13 protein-coding genes are annotated in these 20634 nt (G+C 37.5%); 10 read left to right on the top strand and 3 right to left on the bottom strand.

The window, feature by feature from the left end; genetic code table 11:
• Positions 1–179 precede the first annotated feature (179 nt).
• The 4 genes from PREBIDRAFT_RS01855 to PREBIDRAFT_RS01840 all read left to right on the top strand — a co-directional run bounded on the left by PREBIDRAFT_RS01855 (position 180) and on the right by PREBIDRAFT_RS01840 (position 4091).
• The gene (locus PREBIDRAFT_RS01855) at positions 180–779 is read left to right on the top strand and encodes an HAD family hydrolase (protein ID WP_004338678.1); all 600 of its coding nucleotides are present in this window, start codon (positions 180–182) and stop codon (positions 777–779) included.
• A gap of 142 nt (positions 780–921) precedes the next feature.
• On the top strand, positions 922–1860 hold the full coding sequence (locus PREBIDRAFT_RS01850) for an IS30 family transposase (RefSeq protein WP_036875424.1): 939 nt from the start codon (positions 922–924) through the stop codon (positions 1858–1860).
• A 164-nt stretch (positions 1861–2024) separates the two neighbouring features.
• Complete coding sequence (gene panB / locus PREBIDRAFT_RS01845) at positions 2025–2843, top strand: 3-methyl-2-oxobutanoate hydroxymethyltransferase (protein ID WP_004336692.1); 819 nt, start codon at positions 2025–2027, stop codon at positions 2841–2843.
• Between the two features lie 72 nt (positions 2844–2915).
• Positions 2916–4091 (top strand): MFS transporter, encoded by a 1176-nt coding sequence (locus PREBIDRAFT_RS01840; protein ID WP_004336691.1) that lies wholly within the window; start codon positions 2916–2918, stop codon positions 4089–4091.
• A 30-nt stretch (positions 4092–4121) separates the two neighbouring features.
• Here the strand turns inward: PREBIDRAFT_RS01840 and ispE are convergent, their stop codons facing one another.
• Positions 4122–4964, bottom strand: a complete 843-nt coding sequence (ispE, locus tag PREBIDRAFT_RS01835) for a 4-(cytidine 5'-diphospho)-2-C-methyl-D-erythritol kinase (protein ID WP_004336690.1) — start codon at positions 4962–4964, stop codon at positions 4122–4124.
• Positions 4965–5108: 144 nt separating this feature from the next.
• Here ispE and dnaB point away from each other — a divergent pair, with 144 nt between their 5' ends.
• Complete coding sequence (gene dnaB / locus PREBIDRAFT_RS01830) at positions 5109–6626, top strand: replicative DNA helicase (protein WP_004336689.1); 1518 nt, start codon at positions 5109–5111, stop codon at positions 6624–6626.
• 130 nt (positions 6627–6756) lie between these two features.
• On the opposite strand, the gene PREBIDRAFT_RS01825 is transcribed toward dnaB, so the two are convergent.
• Positions 6757–8097 carry a YihY/virulence factor BrkB family protein gene (locus PREBIDRAFT_RS01825; protein WP_004336688.1) on the bottom strand — a complete coding sequence of 447 codons (1341 nt, stop codon included), beginning with the start codon at positions 8095–8097 and terminating at the stop codon, positions 6757–6759.
• 1 nt (position 8098) lies between these two features.
• Positions 8099–10660, bottom strand: a complete 2562-nt coding sequence (locus tag PREBIDRAFT_RS01820; protein ID WP_004336687.1) for a DUF5686 family protein — start codon at positions 10658–10660, stop codon at positions 8099–8101.
• Between the two features lie 436 nt (positions 10661–11096).
• Here PREBIDRAFT_RS01820 and PREBIDRAFT_RS01815 point away from each other — a divergent pair, with 436 nt between their 5' ends.
• From PREBIDRAFT_RS01815 to PREBIDRAFT_RS01795, 5 genes are all read left to right on the top strand, one after another.
• A complete protein-coding gene (locus PREBIDRAFT_RS01815) occupies positions 11097–12071 on the top strand; it encodes a glycoside hydrolase family 130 protein (RefSeq protein ID WP_004336686.1) in 975 nt (324 codons plus the stop codon).
• A 102-nt stretch (positions 12072–12173) separates the two neighbouring features.
• A complete protein-coding gene (locus PREBIDRAFT_RS01810) occupies positions 12174–14429 on the top strand; it encodes a GH92 family glycosyl hydrolase (RefSeq protein WP_004336685.1) in 2256 nt (751 codons plus the stop codon).
• Between the two features lie 233 nt (positions 14430–14662).
• Positions 14663–16771, top strand: a complete 2109-nt coding sequence (locus PREBIDRAFT_RS01805; RefSeq protein ID WP_036875423.1) for a glycoside hydrolase family 20 protein — start codon at positions 14663–14665, stop codon at positions 16769–16771.
• A gap of 25 nt (positions 16772–16796) precedes the next feature.
• On the top strand, positions 16797–18437 hold the full coding sequence (locus PREBIDRAFT_RS01800; protein ID WP_004336683.1) for a sialidase family protein: 1641 nt from the start codon (positions 16797–16799) through the stop codon (positions 18435–18437).
• Between the two features lie 32 nt (positions 18438–18469).
• Positions 18470–20620, top strand: a complete 2151-nt coding sequence (locus PREBIDRAFT_RS01795) for a GH92 family glycosyl hydrolase (RefSeq protein WP_004339042.1) — start codon at positions 18470–18472, stop codon at positions 20618–20620.
• Positions 20621–20634 lie beyond the last annotated feature (14 nt).

Here is a 20634-nt window from a genome sequence, read left to right as displayed (position 1 = left end):
TACTTTCATTGTACGTAATTATTATAATTGGTATTCTTTGCGTTGTTGCATGTAAAGGAAGCCTTTCCTAATATGAATAACGTGCTGAATATAAATGATTTCTTTGTCATAGGTGGCAACAAAGTTACAAAAAGAATTTCGTAACTTTGCACTACATTTATAACAAACGTATTTGAATAATGATAAAAGCCTGTTTATTCGATTTGGATGGAGTAGTATTCGATACAGAACCTCTTTATACAAAGTTTTGGAGTAACGTAGGGGAAAAGTATCTTCCTAGTATAGCCAACTTTGCTATAAGTATTAAGGGACAAACTTTGGTTCAAATTTACGATAAATATTTTTATGGTAAAGATGAAGAACAAAAGGAAATAAATAAAGAGCTGAATGCGTTTGAGCGTAATATGTCTTTTGATTATGTCGATGGATTCGAAGATTTTGTTCTCAAATTAAAAGCAAAAAGCATTAAAACGGCAGTAGTTACTAGTTCTAATCTTGAGAAAATGCAGAGTGTGTATCAACAACACCATGAGCTTCTTACCTATTTTGATAAGATCCTTACTTCAGAGGATTTTTCTGAAAGTAAACCTTCTCCTGATTGCTATTTAAAAGCAGCAGCTAACTTTGATCTTGCTCCTCAAGAATGTTTTGTGTTTGAAGATAGCTTTAATGGGTTAAAATCAGGTAGGGCTTCAGGAGCAAGGGTTATAGGGGTGGCAACTACAAATGATGAAAAAGCTATTGTGCAAGTTCCAAAACGAAGTGCAATAAAAGAGTAGTCCTCGCCGAGAGATGCAGACGTTCTCGAAGCGTAGCGAGAGGTTGTCTGCATCTCTCGGCGAGGAAAAAGAAACAACTAGCAATACAAATAAAAAAAGGGAGACCTCTGTCTCCCAAAGATTAACTAACTTTGTATTGTTTATGTATCATCAATTAATCTCGGAGCAAAGGTCGCAAATTTTCGCCTTACTCCAAAAGAAAATAGGGAGAAAAGAGATTGCCGCAATCGTCGGCATCAGTCAGTCAACACTCTCACGTGAAATCAAACGCAACAGTACGTCATCGGGAAAGTATATTTGGACAAAGGCGCACGATATGGCTATGCAGCGCAGAAAGAGAACGGTAAAGAACGCCAGGCTCTCCGATGAATTAGTCTGGAGGATTAAGGAATATATCACTAATGATCAGTGGTCTCCACGACAAATATCAGGTTATCTGCGCAAGAGTGAGGGGATAAAGGTATCCCACCAATCCATTTATAATATCATCCATAATGATACAACAGGGGAACTTGCCAAACACACAAGACATAAGATGAAATACAGGCATCGTCCCAAGGGCAGACATCTTCCAATTAAAGACAGGTTGAGTATCCATGAAAGAAGTAAGGAAGTTGACGGGAAGAGATTCGGAGATTTTGAGATGGACTTAATCGTAGACCCTGACCAGCATGCCATACTCACACTGGTGGAGAAATCCACCAATATGCTACTTATGCAGAAACTGCCATTTGGAAAGCAGTCAAAGCCTCTGGCAAAGGTAGTTAGGAAACTACTGCTACCATACAAAGACTGTCTGAAGACCATTACAACAGACAACGGACCTGAATTTGCAGCACATAAGGACATTACCAAGTTCTTAGGCGTACCCGTGTACTTCGCTGATCCATATTGCTCATGGCAAAAGGGAGCTATTGAGAATACAAATAAACTAATCAGACAATATATACCGAAAAAGGATTCGTTTGAACATTACACAGACAAGAGAATAATGTCGATACAAAAGAAATTGAACGAAAGACCGAGAGAAAAATTAAACTTTTCTACACCAAAACGCGAGTTCTTCAAACACGTTTTATAATTTTGCACTTGCTGGTTGACTCTACGTTGCTTCTTATTGTGAACTAGTTATTCGTAATTATATAGGGTTCACTTTGCCAAACGATTAATTTAGCGTAACTTTGCAAAAATATAAATAAACGAAAAATAAAGTTTAACTTTGGAACGATTATATTCAGGTACGCAATGGGCTATTTAACAACAGATAAAAAGAAAGTTACGGTAAAAACAATTCTTGCCATGAAAACAGCTAGCGAGAAAATAGCTCAGCTTACGGCGTATGATTATACCACAGCACGAATACTCGATGAAGCTGGTGTAGATAGTATATTGATAGGCGATTCGGCATCTAATGTGATGAATGGCAATTTTGATACCTTGCCTATAACAGTAGATGAAATGATATATCATGCTCGTGCTGTAGCAAAAGCTTGTAGCCATGCTCTTGTGGTATGTGATATGCCTTTTGGTAGTTACCAAATAAGTAAGGAAGAAGCCATACGCAATGCCATTCGTATTATGAAAGAAACGGGTGTTGATGCGGTAAAATTAGAGGGGGGAATAGAAATCGTAGATACTGTTAAGGGTATTGTAGACGCTGGTATTCCTGTGGAAGGTCATCTAGGACTAACCCCACAAAGTGTTCATAAGTTAGGGGGGTATGGTGTTAGAGCAACAGAAGAAGCCGAAGCCGAGAAACTTATTGCAGATGCTAAAGCACTCGATGAAGTGGGTGTTTTTGCAATAACACTAGAAAAAGTGCCAGCATCATTAGCTGCAAGGGTTACTAAAGAGGTGAAGGCTGCAACTATAGGTATTGGTGCTGGTAATGGTACCGATGGGCAGGTATTAGTATATGCTGATGCTTTGGGTATGACAGAAAGTTTTAAGCCGAAGTTTTTGCGCCAGTTTGCTGATGTAAAGCAATGTATGATGGATGGTGTTCATAAATATATTAGATGTGTAAAAAATGAGTCTTTTCCTTCAAAAGAAGAGTCTTATTAGGCGATTGTATATATTTTAGTTTTATTCAAACTCTGAAGTATAATATAAAAAGTAAGTTTAAGGTTGTAAGTTATGGATACTCAAAATACTCCTATTCACATTCGTTTGTGGAATAGGCATTTTTGGCGTTTAGCATTAGCTAATCTGTTTTTAGTAATGTCGGTTTATATGCTTATTCCCACGTTACCTTTACATTTATACACTCATGGCTATACCAATAGTCAGTTAGGCTGGGTGATGTTATGCTTTTCGCTTGGAATGTTTATATTCGGTGGTTTTTCAGGCTATTTGGTTCAACGCTTTCGACGTAATGTAGTATGTATTCTGTCTATACTGTGTATGACGGCATGTACAGGTTTTCTTTATTATTTAGGCAGTTTGAAAGATAATAATATAGACTTCAACCTATTACTTGTATTGCGTTTGGTGCAAGGAGCTTTTTATGGTTTGGCGCAAATGGTTTTACTAGGAACATTGATAATAGACACTGTAGAAGCTAGCCATCGTACGGAGGCTAATTATAGTGTAACATGGTTTGGACGTTTTGCATTGGCTTTAGGATCTTTGGTAGCATTAATAATCTATCATCAACTCAATGATGGAATTGTTTTATTAGGGTCTTGTTTTTGCAGTATAGCAGCTATGTTACTCGTGAAATCGGTCAATTTTCCTTTTCGTGCTCCTGAAGAAACAATACGTGTATTTTCTTTAGATCGCTTTATTTTAAAGCAAGGCGGATGGTTATCTGTTACATTGGTAAGTAGTACTGCTTTAATAGGTTTAATGCTATCAATCTCCTTTAGTGCTAATTTCTTTTATCTCTTGATGTTTGGCTTTGTTCTTGCGTTGTTAGCAGAGCGTTTTGCTTTTGCAAATGCTGATCTTAAAAGTGAAGGAGTAACGGGATTATTATTGATAGGTGTGGCTATGTTATTGATGCTTACACGCACTCAAAATATCGTAAATCTTATTACACCAACGTTTATGGGGCTAGGTATTGGTTTGATAGGTAGTAGATTTCTATTGTTCTTTATTAAGTTATCTAAACATTGTCAACGAGGTACTAGCCAAACTACGTTTCTTCTATCTTGGGAATTTGGTCTTGGTTTGGGCTTGTTTATAGGGTATAGTTTGCTTAATCAAAATAAAGATTTAATTTTAGAGGTAGGTATAGTACTTACCGTTTTCACTTTATTGATCTATCATTTTTATGTGCATTCTTGGTATGTTAAGCACAGAAATAGATAATAAAAAAAACGTCTTTAGTTCGCAAGCGAACTAAAGACGACATGTATATACAAAACTCCCTTCAAATTTTTCTTCTATCTCTTTGGGCTTTCTTCCAAAGATTGCAAAGATCGTACTACCACTTCCCGACATCTGAGCATAAAGTGCGCCTTCCTTGTATAGCTTTTCTTTAATGGCTTTAAGTTCAGGGTGATGTGTAAAGACAGATGCCTCAAAATCGTTTTTTAATTCATCTTTCCAAGTGTCAATAGATTGGGAGATAATATCGCGGCAACACTTTTTGGGTTGTTGAGGCTTAATGTTAGCATAAGCTTCGGCTGTAGATACAGCAATGTCTGGTTTGACAAGAGTAAGATAATAACCCTCAAGCGAGCTGATGCCTCTACTAAGCGGGCTTAGTTCGTTGCCAATTCCTGTAGCAAAGGCTGTTTCTGCTTTTATGAAAAAGGCACAATCAGCTCCTATTTTAGTAGCATAATGTATCATGTCTTTATCATTTAACCCTAAATGAAAGCGCTTATTGAGCAAAGTAATCATATAAGCGGCATCTGCTGATCCTCCTCCTAATCCTGCTTGTGAAGGTATTCGCTTATAAAGGTGTATATGTATGCGAGGTAAATTGTAATCTTTTGCTAATAAGTTGTATGCTTTAACGACAAGATTATCTTTTTCATCACAGTTGGATAAGCTGTTACCTGTAACCTTAATATCACAGTTAGTTGGAGAAGGAAAATCTTCATCCATTGTTTTTATTTCGAGGGCATCACACAAAAGCACGGGGTAGAATATGGTTTCAAGATTGTGATAGCCATCTTCTCGCTTGCTAACAACGTTCAACCCAAGATTAATTTTGCAACAAGGAAATGTAATCATAACATTATTATTATTTTTGATGAATACGAAATACGGATAATAATCTTAACTCATAGTATTCTTAACTATCTTGTGCAAAGATAAAAAAACTTAGATTAGTAGCGAGTCGTTTTCATAGTTTTTTTGTAATTTTGTTGCTTATATATGGCAGAGAACAAAACTAGCAAAACAGCAAGACGGCGCCAATCGGCACCTATTGATAATTCCTACGGTCATCTACAACCGCAGGCAATGGAAATAGAGCGTGTAGTAATAGGTGCATTGTTGATAGATAAAGACGCATTTACTGTTGTTTCTGAAATTATCCGTCCAGAAACATTCTATGATCCTCGACATCAAAAAATGTATGAGGCTATTCAGAGCTTAAATCTCCATGAACGTCCAGTAGATATCGTTACTGTTCAAGAAGAACTACGCCATCTAGGAGCCTTAGACGAAGTAGGTGGCTTGGATTATTTAGTAGAAATAAGCTCACAAGTAGCTTCTTCTGCTCATATAGAATACCATGCACGTATTTTGGCACAAAAGTTTTTGGCACGACAGTTGATTAAATTTGCATCAATGATAGAAACCGATGCTTTTGATGAGACGGTAGATGTTGATGACTTGATGCAAAAAGCAGAGCGTGAGCTTTTTGATCTTTCTCAAAAGAATATGACTCAAGATTTCGTGCAAATAGATCCTATTATCGATGAAGCGCATAGAATATTGATGCGTGCTGCCGAAAATAAGGGTGGATTAACAGGAGTTCCAACAGGGTACACTAAGTTAGATGAAATAACTTCTGGATGGCAACAGTCCGATCTTGTTATTATCGCAGGACGTCCAGCCATGGGTAAAACCTCTTTTGCTTTGAGTATTGCTAAAAACATTGCAGTGGATCATCGTCTGCCCATAGCTTTTTTCTCTCTTGAAATGAATAAAGTACAGTTGGTGGATCGTTTGATGTCTAATGTTTGCTCTATTCCTGGCAGTAAAATATTGAGTGGTCAACTTGATGAGGCTGAATGGAAGCGCTTTGACGATAGAATCCGTTATTTGCAAGGAGCACCAATCTATATGGATGATACTCCGGGATTGTCTATTTTTGAATTACGTACTAAGGCTCGTCGCTTAGTGCGTGAGCATGATATCAAGGTGATTATGATTGACTATTTGCAGTTGATGAATGCCAATGGAGCTAGATTTGGTAGTCGTCAAGAAGAAGTATCTACCATTAGCCGTTCTCTGAAAGGATTAGCCAAAGAATTAAATATACCCATCTTAGCACTTTCGCAGTTGAACCGTTCTACAGAACAACGTGAAGGATTAGAGGGAAAGCGTCCGCAGTTATCCGATTTGCGCGAATCTGGTGCTATTGAGCAAGATGCTGACATGGTTCTCTTTGTGCATCGTCCAGAGTATTATCATATTTATGCTGATGAGAAGGGACAAGATCTTCATGGTATGGCTCAAATCATTATTGCTAAGCATCGTAAAGGTGCTACAGGAGATGTATTATTAAGTTTCCGTGGAGAATTTACTCGTTTTGCTAATCCTGAAGATAACGATTATTCATTACCATTGCCAATAGATGGGCAAGGAGGAGAAGTTATGGGTAGTCGTGTGAATGAAGATCCGTCTAATGTGTTCTCACCTATTGATGGTAATGTACCGTATTAGTAGTAGTTAGAAGAATGATTGATAGGTGTCGTTATTTGCATAAGAGTAATACTGTTTTATTGTAAACTATCCTATATTCACGAGAGATTGGTTGTTGGGAGCTAATCTCTCGTGAATATAGGATAGTATGTTATCCCATTTTTTCTTTGTCAGTAAGTTCTATAATAGGAATGCTGTTCATTGCTTTTATGTAAGTCTCGTAGTATTTATCTAGGATAGAGTCTTCATAATCATCAATGCGTAGACTTGCTTCTCCCTCGCGATGAGGTGCTTTTGCTCCTAAAAGTGTATGGATAACAAATCCCATCGTGAGCTGAGAGGTATCGTAATTGAGTGTAAAAACTTCAATATTATCTTCGCGAAGGGTTTTAGTAATAAGGCGAGTCTCTATGAGAAGATCGAGGGATCGCATGATTCGTGCATAGCTATAGCTGGTCTGAAGTTGTAGCTTTCTAGCATCAATAGGTCCATCAGCACGTACCTGTCCACGCCCCATCACACTCAAAATAACACAGCATTTGCGAAGTTTTTCTCTCAAACTATCATTGCGCAATTCCCCTAGGTGTCCGTCGGTTAGTTCTTGATTAGCTCTTCCTAACTCGGCAAAGCCAATACAGATATACCAAGAAAGTTGTAACCAAAGCATCAGTAAAGGTAAGGCTGCAAGCGAACCATAAATAAGATTGTAGCTTGCAAAAAGTATTTGGAAGTGAATATAAACATTTTGTATTACTATTATGCCAATGGCTGCTAATAAAGCAGGAAGCCATACCATAGATATACGCACTTTTGTATTTGGTAAAAGTGTGTACATTAAAATGAAAATGATAGTAAGGATGGCTAAAGGAAGTATAAAGCCAATGAGTCCTTGAAGAAGAGGTGTGAGTACTTTAAAATTAGGTAAATTGACTAGAATGGACTGAAAGAAGATGCTGAGACCTGATAATAAAATTAAGGTGAGGGGAAGAAATATCAAAATAGAAACATAATCGGTAATAGCTCGTCCCACACTGCGTTCTTTCTTAACGCCCCAGATACCATTAAAAACAACTTCTATATTATTAAAAAGTGATATAACAGAATATAGCATCCATACCAAACTTATACCCAATACAACTCCAGTGTGTGTATAATCTATGTATGATTTAGCAAGATTTACCACAACTTTAGCTGTATTAGGCTGATTGGCAAAGATATGTTTACACCATTCAACGATATAGTCTTCAAAGCCAAAACCACGTGCTATTGCTATGATGGCTGCAAACATAGGAATGAGCGCCATCATAGTATTATAGGTTAATTGGGCAGCGTATCCCCAATGTTTATCTACAAATAAGCCAGTAAATACTAAATAGAGGCGCTGGGCAATATAAACTAAAGGATTATCCTTAAAGCGTACATCAGAATGCCTCCATATTTGGCGTTTGAAGTAGAATATAAGTCGATTAATAGTGAATCTTGTCTTTGTCATTTTAGAATACTAAATTAAAGCCGAAGCGAATGCCATTTTTATGAACACCAGGCATCCCCGTGTAGGTAAGTCGGCGTACATAATTGACTTGTAAAACTTTGAAGATATTATAGACTCCAACTACTAGTTCCATGTAAGGGTCATGTGTCATAATATATGTTCCTTCAGGGAAACGGTAAAGTGCAGGATTATTTGCATTCTCAAGAAGGAGCGGATTATTCTTATTGGAAAGATGTCCCCACATCCCTTTGATGCCTATGTACTCGCGCCATTTTAATTTCTTTATTAGAGGAATACGATTTAATATCTTTCCTTGAAGATTCCAAGCTACAGAGAACATAGCATAACGGTCGTTGAGAAATTCCATATTATTCATCATAGAGAATGTCCATTGATTCTCAAAATATGATGTGTTAATAGGTGGCATAATAAGAAGAGGGAATGGAACTTTATTCCATTGTACACCAGCTATCAACCTAGCATCAATATTACCCCAACTACCTAGCCATAAACGTTTGTAAGCAGTAAACTCAGTAAGATTTGAAGTAAAGTTACCTCCAAGAAAGTTTTTTACTCCTATGGTATGCTTTAATGTAAATTGGGGCGCGTCAAGATTTACTTCCAAACGATTTTGTTTAGTATTGATATAGCTTTGTCCTGGGCGATAATCAAAACCTAAAGTAAACTCTGTACGGCGAATGTTATTAACGATTGATCCGTCCATTAGTTGATAAACCAGGTCTCCTGTTGGTCTGTTGCTTTCTGTTCGAGCTTCAATAGATGATGCTAATCCATAATCAGTTTCCCACTTAAAATTGATTTTTTGACGATTAAAGAAGTACATCTTTTCAACTTTTACAGGGCGGAAAGCCATGAAAAAGTTATCCTTATTATGGATAAGAAACTTGTCAGAAGGTGATTCTACATCCTTATTTGACTCAAAAGATAAGGTTTGAATAGGGAATTCTATTGGTAAGTATTCGGGCTTGTTGAAAGAATAAGTTACCTTAGCATCATAGTAATGGTTATGGCTCTTCGTGCCATAAGCATAATATCCTTCAAAGAACCAATGTGGATTGAAGTGAGCTGTAGTACGAGCAGAAGCACGGAAACGATAACCATCAGCATAATTCTTAGATATGATGGTATTTATAGGACCTATATCAATTTTTGAGGGTGTATTGTGTGAGCCTGTTTCTATAAAGTTTTCTATCAGTGCTTTTGTTGCAAAGATAATCCATTTGAAACTCTTCATTTGGGTAACATTGTGGACAAAGTTATCAATGTCTGCTTCTCCCTTTGAAAGTTGTTCTTTACGATGCTTTGCCCAATAATCTTTACTTCGCATTTTAGCGTTTGGATCATATTTAAGAGCTGCTTTACCCTTAAACTCTGCTTTATCTATAGGATCAAAGCTATAGTTGTCTAGCCTTGTAGAGCGGATTGCAATAGCACGCTCTAAAAGTTTCGTAAGCCGTAGTTCTGCAACAAGGTTATCAACAGTCATTACCCATTCATTATTAGGCAATTTTTTAAACTCCTGTTCAAACTTCATAGACTGCACAAAGTTTACACCTGTATTAGCAGGCAATTGCATTACACATTTGCGTACATGCAAAGAACTGTCGGCAAGTATATAAAGTTCACCACGGAAGCCAAAGTCTTGTTGATTAGCAGGCATAAACTGTAAGCGAATGCACTTATCCTGATCAACGTATGTGGTATCATCAATATAATAATGATAGAATGATATAGCAGCACTTCCTATTGGAGAAGGAAAGCGCTGATGTAATAATTCTATATTATCGTCATAGAGATCAATATCTTTAAAAATATCTTTCGCCATAACATTAAGCGTAGCACCAGTTTGTAGTAACTTTGATATACCACGTGTATCTTGTGCTTTTATTATATCCTTTTCATTGTTTGGATTTTTCCGATATATATGTTTAGTAAGTGTTTCGTCTACAGAAATAGGAAGTATCATCTGAAGGTTATATGGACATACTTCTACTTGGTTTATCAAAAATGGATGTTTCTTAAAAATACCTTTTTCTAGTTCTTCAGGAGTAATATTATTAATACCCATAGTGAGCTTTTGGTATTTTTCAAATTGGTAATAATCATAGTTGCTAAGATTTGTGTGTTTCTTAGCTGCAATAACACGCCGCATTAGTTCTACAGCAGGGTTGTTTTTTCTAGTGTATTTACGTTTCCTCTTTGCCTTAACGACTACACCCTCTAATCTTTTTACTTGTGATATTAGTTTTATAGTTAGTTCATCTCCTATATTTGAAGTAATTTTAATACGACGGGCGTTATAACCTACGGCTGTCACAGTTAGGGTTTGCCCTATTTGTTTTCCAATAACTAAAATTCCCGCAGAGTCACTGGATGCTCTTAATTTGGTTGTTACATATACTGCACTTGCAAAAGGAATACTATCTCCCGTTTGTGCATCAATAATGTAGCAACGCAAATTTTGGGCACTAGCAGTTAAGCCTAGTGTCCAAAATAATGTGAAAATTGATAATATTTTAATCGATTTCTTCATCTGCTTCATGGCCACCCATTTTTCGGATAGCGTTTTTGAGTATTGTATATTGCTCAAATGGGTTATTTATAACTTTTTTTACTTTGTGAGTGGTGCTTCATTTGCTATTTCTTCTTTGCTTATCGAATACGATTTAGTAAATGCAAAGATACATAAATAAAATGCAAAAACCAATATATTCCTATTTTATTGTATTTATATAACACGTTCAATTTCTCTGCATAGTAACCATTTCTTTACTTTTTGCATCATTTATTTGTAATGATAAATTGCTCACTAAATTAAGAATATTGGTTATGATGATCTCTTCTATAATATTTGTTAATGACTTTTCCTTTTCTTTGAAATAAACCAAAAAGATTTCTATTATCTATTATGTATCGTAATTTATTCTTAATTTTACAATCAATAATAACCAGAGAACTTAAACTTAACGTCTAAATCAATGACAGATTTAAAGAAATTACTTCCTTGGGAAGATCGTCCTACAAACTGTAAGGATATAATGTGGAGATATAGCAAGAACCCTATTATTGATCGTTATCACATTCCTTCTTCGAATAGTATTTTTAATAGTGCGGTTGTACCATTTGAGGATGGCTTTGCAGGTGTTTTTCGATGTGATAATAAGGCTGTACAAATGAATATTTTTGCGGGCTTTAGTAAGGATGGTATCAATTGGGATATTAATCCTGATCCTATCACTTTTGAGGCAGGAAATACGCAGATGATAGAGTCTGAATACAAGTATGATCCACGTGTAACATGGATAGAAGATCGTTATTGGATAACATGGTGTAATGGGTATAATGGTCCAACAATCGGCATAGGTTACACTTTCGATTTTAAAACCTTCTACCAGTGTGAAAATGCTTTTCTACCATTCAATAGAAATGGTGTACTCTTCCCTCAAAAGATTAATGGCAAATATGCTATGTTGAGTCGTCCTAGCGACAATGGTCATACTCCTTTTGGCGATATTTATGTTAGCTTTTCGCCTGATATGAAGTACTGGGGCGAACACCGTTGTGTGATGAAGGTTACTCCTTTCCCAGAGAGTGCATGGCAGTGTACTAAAATAGGTGCAGGCTCAGTGCCTTTCTTAACAAAAGAAGGCTGGTTGCTTTTCTATCATGGTGTCATCAATACTTGCAATGGTTTCCGTTATTCTATGGGTGCAGCTATTCTTGATAAGGACGATCCTACCAAAGTGCTTTACCGCACGCAGCCTTACTTGTTAGCTCCTGCAGCCCCTTATGAATTGGCTGGCGATGTGCCTAATGTTGTATTCCCATGTGCAGCATTACAAGACGGCGATCGTGTAGCTGTTTATTATGGTGCTGCTGATACTGTTGTAGGTATGGCATTTGGGTACATTGACGAAATAATAGAGTTTACAAAGCGCAATTCTATTGTTTAATATATAATAATCGGCATTGATTGTTTTACAGCACTTTTGTGTGTAAACTGTAAAACGTCAATTGCCGATTTTATTTTTTCTTATCTAAAATAATTCTTTGATATGACGAATAATTGGTGGAAATGGGTTTGTGTTTTATTTGTGTTCTTTTCGTTTACAGCAAAGGCTGAAAGTCAAAAGGATGTGGTAGATTATGTAAACCCTTTCATCGGAACATCCAATTTTGGTACTACTAACCCTGGTGCTGTATGCCCTAATGGGCTTATGTCGGTAGTTCCCTTTAATGTAATGGGAAGTCCTGATAACAAATACGATAAAGATGCACGTTGGTGGTCAACTCCCTACGAATTTTATAATGTCTTTTTTACAGGTTATTCTCATGTCAATTTGAGTGGAGTGGGTTGCCCAGAAATGGGCTCGCTCTTACTTATGCCTACTACTGGTGAGCTGAAAGTGGACTACAAAGAATATGGCAGTAGATATAAAAACGAAGTGGCTAAACCTGGCTATTATGCTAATATTCTTACCGATTATAATATAAAGACAGAGGTAACTGCCACTTTACGTTCTTCTGTAGCACGTTTTACTTTTCCTAAAGGCAAAAGTCATATCTTGCTCAATCTTGGTGAAGGCTTAACCAATGAGAGTGGAGCGTTTATAAAGAAAGTAAACGATTGTGAGTTTGAGGGAATGAAAGTATTAGGCACATTTTGTTATAATCCACAAGCCATTTTCCCTATTTATTTTGTGATGCGTGTTAATAAGAAACCGCTTTCTTCTGGTTATTGGAAGAAACAACGCCCTATGACAGGTGTAGAAGCCGAGTGGGATAAGGACAATGGCAAGTTTAAACTCTACACCAATTATAAGAAAGACATAGCTGGCGATGATATTGGTGTTTTTATGAATTACGATACAAAGACAAATGAGCAATTAGAAGTGCAAATGGGGGTGTCGTTTGTAAGTATTGAGAATGCACGTCAGAACTTAGAGGAAGAACAAAAAGGTAAAACTTTCGATCAAATTCATGCAGAGGCTCGTCAGGCTTGGAAGGATAATTTGTCAAGAATTATGGTAGAAGGTGGAACTGAAGATCAGAAAACTATATTCTACACAGCGCTTTATCATACACTTATTCATCCTAATATACTGCAAGATGTAAACGGACAGTATCCTGCACTTGAAAGTGATAAGATAAAAACTATCACAGAGGGCAATCGCTATACGGTTTATTCTCTTTGGGATACTTACCGTAATGTACATCAGTTGCTCACGTTAGTTTATCCAGAAAAGCAGCGTGATATGATCCGTACTATGATTAATATGTATGAGGAGCATGGATGGATGCCAAAATGGGAACTCTTTGGAAGAGAAACTTATACAATGGAAGGCGACCCTGCTATTCCTGTTATCACCGACTCGTATCTTAAAGGCTTGCGTGGTTATGATATTAATAAGGCATACGAAGCTTTTTATAAATCGGCTACTATTGCAGGAAAGGGCAATCTTCTTCGCCCAGATAATGACGATTATTTACAAAAAGGCTATGTCGCTCTTCGCGAACAGTATGATAACTCTGTTTCTCATGCTTTAGAATATTACGTGGCAGACAATGCTTTATCTCGTTTAGCTAAAGCTTTAGGAAAAACAAAAGATGCCAAATTATTCTATGATCGCTCGCTCAATTATCGTAGCTATTACGATAAACAGTATGGTACGATGCGCCCATTGCTTCCCAATGGTAAGTTTCTTACACCTTTCGATCCTAAACAAGGTGAGAACTTTGAACCTTCACCCGGCTTCCACGAGGGAAATGCTTGGAACTATACGTTCTTTGTTCCTCACGATGTACAGGGATATGCTAAGCTAATGGGAGGACAGAAAGCGTTTGTAAATAAGCTTCAAATGGTTTTCGATAAAGGTTATTATGATCCTGCTAACGAGCCAGATATTGCGTATGCCCATCTCTTTTCTTACTTTAAAGGCGAGGCTTGGCGTACGCAAAAGGAAGTTCGTCGATTGTTAAAGGAAAACTTTAAAAATCTGCCAGAAGGTATCCCCGGCAATGATGATACAGGAGCTATGTCAGCGTGGGCTGTATTTAATATGATGGGTTTTTATCCTGATTGCCCAGGTAATCCATCTTACACCTTTACTTCGCCAGTATTTAATAAAATTATAATCAAACTAGATAAACAACAATGGGGACGTGAACAACTCGTGATAGAGACTGTAAGCCCTAGCGATAAGGCTGAAATAATAAAGAAGGTAGAGCTTGGAGGTAAACCCTATAATAGCTTCCGCCTTACCCATGACCAGCTTATAAAAGCAGGAAATGTAAAATTTTATCTTCAGTAAATAATAAAAGAGTGCAGAAAAGCTAAGCTTTGACTTTCTAAAAGGTAACGTTTTACACCACAAAAGCTTACCTTTTACTTATTAAAAGGTCATCTTTTATGGGGTAAAAGCTTACCTTTTAAATAGTAATCTTTTAAGTAGTTTATGTTGATAATTTTAATTAAAAGCTTTTGTTTGAGATTTAATAAAAGAAAGTGGCTTGAAAATATTTTAATTTGAAACTAGTTTAAAAAATGAAATTTAATAAATCTATATTATTAATTCTTATGTTGTTGTTGTGTTTTTTCAACACCTCAATAGCGCAGAATATGATCCCTAAGCCTAATAGCTATATTACCTCTAACGATAATTTCGAATGGAACAACGATATTGCGGTGTATGTAAAAGCTAGTAGGAATGATGCACGCCAATTAAAAAACTATATAAAAGATGTTTTTGGGCTTAACAAATTCTTAGTAGGACTCCCCAAACCTTTATTTAGTTCAAATAAGCATACGAGCTTTACTAATCCGGGTAAGTTGCTTTCCTTAGTGTGTACTAGTAAGACAAAGCCCATAAGAGGCGAATTGCTGACCCAGTATCAGCAAGGGTATAATATAAAAATATCAACCACTCGTATTGATGTTACAGCCCCTACGGCTTGTGGCTTGTTTTATGCTTTACAAACGCTTCGTCAGCTTATTGTAAATGGTAAACTGAAATGTGCTACTATAGCTGACAGTCCTCGTTTTATGTATCGTGGCTATCATCTTGATTGTTCGCGTCATTTTTGGACAAAAGATTTTATAAAAAAGCAGCTAGATGCAATGGCTTACTTTAAGATGAATGTTTTCCATTGGCATTTAGTAGATGGTGGAGGCTGGCGAATGGAGGTAAAGAAATATCCTCTTTTAGTACAGGAAACAGCCTATAGGACACAATCATCATGGGATCGTTGGTGGATGGATAAAGACCGTCATTATGCCCATAAGGAAGACAAAGGTGCCTACGGAGGTTATTATACACAAGAAGATATAAAAGAAGTGGTGCGCTATGCTGCAGAACGCCATATTGAAGTTCTTCCGGAAATAGAGTTGCCTGGTCATAGTGATGAGGTTTGTTTTGCTTATCCTGAACTCTCGTGTGCAAAGAAGCCTTACGTTAATTCTGATTTATGTGTTGGTAATGAAGCTACTTATGCTTTTGCCGAGAATGTATTAAAAGAGGTAATGGACTTATTCCCTTCTAAGTTTATCCATATTGGTGGCGATGAGGCTGACCGCTCGGCTTGGGAGAAATGTCCATTATGTCAGCAGAAGATGCAGGAACATAAGTTAAAGAATACAGCGGAATTGCAAAGCTATTTTACCCATCGCATAGAGTTATTTCTTAATAAACATGGCAGAACTTTGATGGGGTGGGACGAAATTGTTGAAGGCAAGTTAGCTCCAAATGCAGGTGTTATGTCGTGGCGTGGTGAACAAAATGGTATTGAAGCTGCTAAATTGGTACATCCAGTGGTGATGACCCCTGTAAGCTATTGCTATATAGATATGTATCAAGATGCACCAATGAAAGAGCCTAAGGCGCAAGGCGGAATTATTCCTTTGCGTAAAATTTATAGTTATGATCCGCTTCCTATTACATTGCGTGGTACAGAAAGCGAGAAAAGTATTCTTGGGTTGCAGGCATGCTTATGGACAGAGAATATAGAAACTCCTGCCCATGTGGAATATATGACTTATCCTCGTCTCTTGGCTATCGCTGAGACAGGCTGGGTAAAGCAAAAAGAAACATACGATAACTTCCGTATTCGCGCCATTACAGCTATCGATACATTACAGCAATGGGGATATAATACTTTTAATCTAAGAAAAGAGTCAGGAGTAAGAGTTGAGTCTTTGAAAGGTGTTAAGCATAAAGCTTTGGGAGCAAAAGTAACTTATATAGCACCTTTTGCAGAAAAATATCGTGCCGATGATAGTGTTACGCTTACCGATGGTAAGCGTGGCGATTGGGGATATTTAGAAGGTAGATGGCAAGGGTTTATAAAGGATGGTGTAGATGTTGTTATTGACTTAGGAGATGAACAAGATATAACGACAGTGAAAGCCGATTTTCTTCAAATAGACCCTGTGTGGATCTACACACCTAGCGCGATACAATTATCCGTGTCATCAGATAATAAACAATTTACTGTATTAGATAAAGTAGACCCTCAAATACCTCGAAAAAAAGATTATACTATTTATACTTATCAATGGAAAGGTGGGGTAAAAGGACGTTATTTACGTTTGAGAGCCACTACAAATATTGATGGAGGCTGGATTTTTACAGATGAGATACGTGTAAATGAATATTAATAATTTAAATAAACCTTTGTAAATTATGAACTTATCTATAAAATATATATTACTATCTATAGGCTTAATGCTAGGTAGCAGGACATTAGCGCAAGATACCTTGTTTGTTAAACAAGCTATTGTCCCTCTCCTCATAGAACGCCAAGATAATGCACTCTTATATATAAAGATAGATGCTAAAGAAGCAAAACGATTGGACAAAGTAGCACTTCGCTTTAGTGAAGCTACTAACTTATCGGATATAAAATCTGTAAAGCTATATTATGGTGGTACAGAAGCACGTCAGAACGTAAGTAAGGAGCGTTTCTACCCTATGGAATATATCACAAATTTTGCTCCTAACAAAACGCTTTGTGCCTTGCCTTCTTATTCTATAAAGAAAGATGAGCAAGAAGTACATAGCAATATTCTTTACTTGAATGCTAGTCAAAAGCTTTTCCCGGGTATTAATTACTTTTGGGTAAGTATTGAAATGAAGTCTGTAGCAAGCCTAAACGCACAGATTAAGGTAGGGGTTACGGAAGCTATAGCAGATGGCAAGAAACTAGTATTATCGGGAGATATTCAGCCTAATAAGATTTTCCGCACAGCTATTGGTGTGCGCCATGCAGGCGATGACGGTGTAGCTGCTTATCGCATTCCGGGCTTGGTAACTACTAATAAGGGAACATTGCTAGGCGTTTATGATGTAAGACATAATAATAGTGTTGATCTTCAAGAGTATGTAGATATAGGTTTGAGCCGTAGTACCGATGGAGGTAAGAGCTGGGAAAAGATGCGCTTACCAATGTCGTTTGGCGAATATGATGGACTTCCTGCTGCACAAAATGGTGTGGGAGATCCTTCCATATTGGTAGATACTAAGACGGGAGTTATCTGGATCGTTGCAGCATGGACACACGGTATGGGTAACCAGCGTGCATGGTTTAGTTCGCAACCTGGAATGGATTGTTATTACACGGCTCAACTTATGATGGTTAAGAGTGAGGACGATGGACGAACATGGTCGGAACCAATAAATATTACCCAGCAAGTGAAAGATCCTTCATGGTATTTCCTCTTACAAGGTCCTGGTCGTGGTATCACAATGAAGGATGGTACACTTGTATTCCCGATGCAATTTATAGATAAGGATCGTATGCCACATGCTGGTATTCTCTATAGTAAGGATCATGGTACGACATGGGATATTAGCAATCCTGCACGTGAAAACACAACAGAAGCGCAAGTAGTGGAGGTAAAGAAGGGCGAATTAATGCTCAATATGCGTGATAATCGTGGAGGAAGTAGAGCGGTGATGACCACCACAGATATGGGTAAGACATGGAAAGACCATGCTTCTACACGTTCGGCACTGATAGAACCAGTGTGTATGGCTAGTTTAATAAAGGTTAATGCTAAAGACAATTGTTTAGGAAAGGATATTCTTCTTTTCTCTAATCCTAATTCTGCCAAGGTGCGTAACAACATAACAATCAAAGCTAGTCTTGACGGTGGACTTACGTGGAAAATTCAAAATCAGGTGCTTCTCGATGAAGGCTATGGGTGGGGATATACTTGTTTGACAATGGTAGATAAGAACACTGTAGGCATTTTGTATGAGAGTAGTGCTGCACACATGACTTTCCAAGCTATCAAGCTAACAGATATTATCAAAGAGAAATAAACTAATAGAAATAACTAACAACGATAAAAAATATGAAGAAAACATTATTACTCATGGCTGTTGCTATCTGCTCTATAGGAAGTAGTATAGCACAGAACTACACGCAATATGTCGATCCTTTCATAGGGACGGGTGGACATGGACATGTATTTCTAGGAGCCAATGTTCCCTTTGGCTTTGTGCAGGCTGGTCCTACACAGAAGAAGCAAGGTTGGGATTGGTGTTCTGGTTATCATTATAGCGACTCTACAGTTATAGGGTTTGGGCAGATGCACTTGAGTGGTACAGGTATTGGCGATCTCGGTGATATATCTCTCTTACCTGCAACAGCACAAGATGAGCGTGAAATTAAGTTTTCTCATCGTGCTGAATACGTTACTCCTGGCTACTACTCTGTGATGCTTGCAAATGGTGTGCGTGTGGAGCTAACCGCTACCAAGCGTGCGGCTTACCACCGTTACAGCTTCCCTGCTGATATTCAGAAGGGATATGTTGTGCTAAATCTCTGGCAAGGTATTGGTTGGGATGAGATGACTAGTTGTAAAATGAAGCAAGAAACTGATAATGTAATCTCTGGTGTGCGTAATTCAAAGGGGTGGGCTAAGGATCAAAATGTTTACTTTGTAGCAGAGTTTAGCCAACCTATTCAGCAAGTAAAGAATGAGAAAGACACAATCTGGGTGTTTGAAACAGCTAACAAGGGAGTACCTGTTGAGGTGAAAGTGGGACTTTCTGCTGTAAGTGTTGAGAATGCACGTGAGAATTTGAAAGCAGAAATTCCTAGTTGGAACTTTACTTCTGTTGTGGCAAATGCCCAAAATGAGTGGAATAAAGAACTAGGTAAAGTTGCTATTTCAACAAATGACGAACGTGCTCGTAAGATCTTTTATACAGCTATGTATCATACAATGATAGCTCCTTCTGTATTTTCTGATGTAAATGGAGAGTATCGAGGTGCAGATGCAAAGACCCATAAGGGTAACTTTACAAACTATACTACTTTTTCTCTTTGGGATACCTATCGTGCTGCTTTCCCACTTATGACAATCATACACCCTGAGATGCAGAAAGATATGGCACAAACTTTCCTACATATTTGCAATGAGCAGGGAAAGTTACCTGTATGGCATTTGATGGGCAATGAAACCGACTGTATGGTAGGTAATCCCGGTATTCCTGTGCTTTGCGATATTGCTTTGAAAGGGTTTGATGTAGATATGAACAAGGTTTTTGAAGCTGCTAAAAAGTCGGCTTTGTGCGATGATCGTGGGTTGGATAACTTAAAGAAGTATGGCTACGATCCTGTAGATAAAGACAAGGATAGAGAAACAGTAGCAAAAGGTTTGGAATATGCCTTGGCTGATTGGTGTGTAGCACAGGTTGCAAAGAAACTTGGTAAGACAGCCGATTATAAATATTTCTATGATAGAAGTCAGAGCTATCGTAAATATTACTTTGATAAGAACACGGGCTTTATGCGTGGACGCTTATCGGATGGTACTTTCCGTGAGCCATTCGATCCGTTTAGCACCGTTCATCGTCAAGACGATTACACAGAGGGCAATGCGTGGCAGTATGCTTGGTTAGTGCCTCACGATGTACATGGCTTAGTAAAGGCTTTTGGTGGTGAAAAGAAATTCGTAGAGAAGTTCGATTCCCTCTTTGTGGTTACGGGTGAAATGGGTAAGGATGCGTCTCCTGATATTACAGGTTTGATAGGACAATATGCACATGGTAACGAGCCAAGCCACCATATTATTTATATGTATAACTATATAGGTCAACCTTATAAGGCTGCTCCTTTATTGCGTAAAGTTATGAAGGAGATGTATCATGATAACTTTGAAGGCTTGATAGGTAATGAGGATGTTGGACAGATGAGCGCATGGTATATTCTTTCCTCTTTAGGTTTGTATCAGGTAGAGCCTGCTGGAGGAAAATTTATCTTCGGTTCACCAATATTTGATGAGGCAAAGGTGAATGTGGGTAATGGCAAAACACTATCTATCATCACTAAAAATAACAGTGATGAGAATAAGTTTATTCAGAGTGTTAGGTTAAATGGTAAGCCATATACACGCTCATATATTATGTTTAGTGATATTAAAAAGGGTGGAACCTTAGAGTTTACTATGGGTAATCAACCTTCTAAGTTTGGTACAAGTGTGAAGGCTAGACCATAATATAAAAAACAGAA

It is taken from the genome of Prevotella bivia DSM 20514 (genome assembly GCF_000262545.1).
Lineage (GTDB): Bacteria > Bacteroidota > Bacteroidia > Bacteroidales > Bacteroidaceae > Prevotella > Prevotella bivia.
Note: the sequence above shows the minus strand (reverse complement) of the source record. Positions and strands in the feature narration are given on the sequence as shown.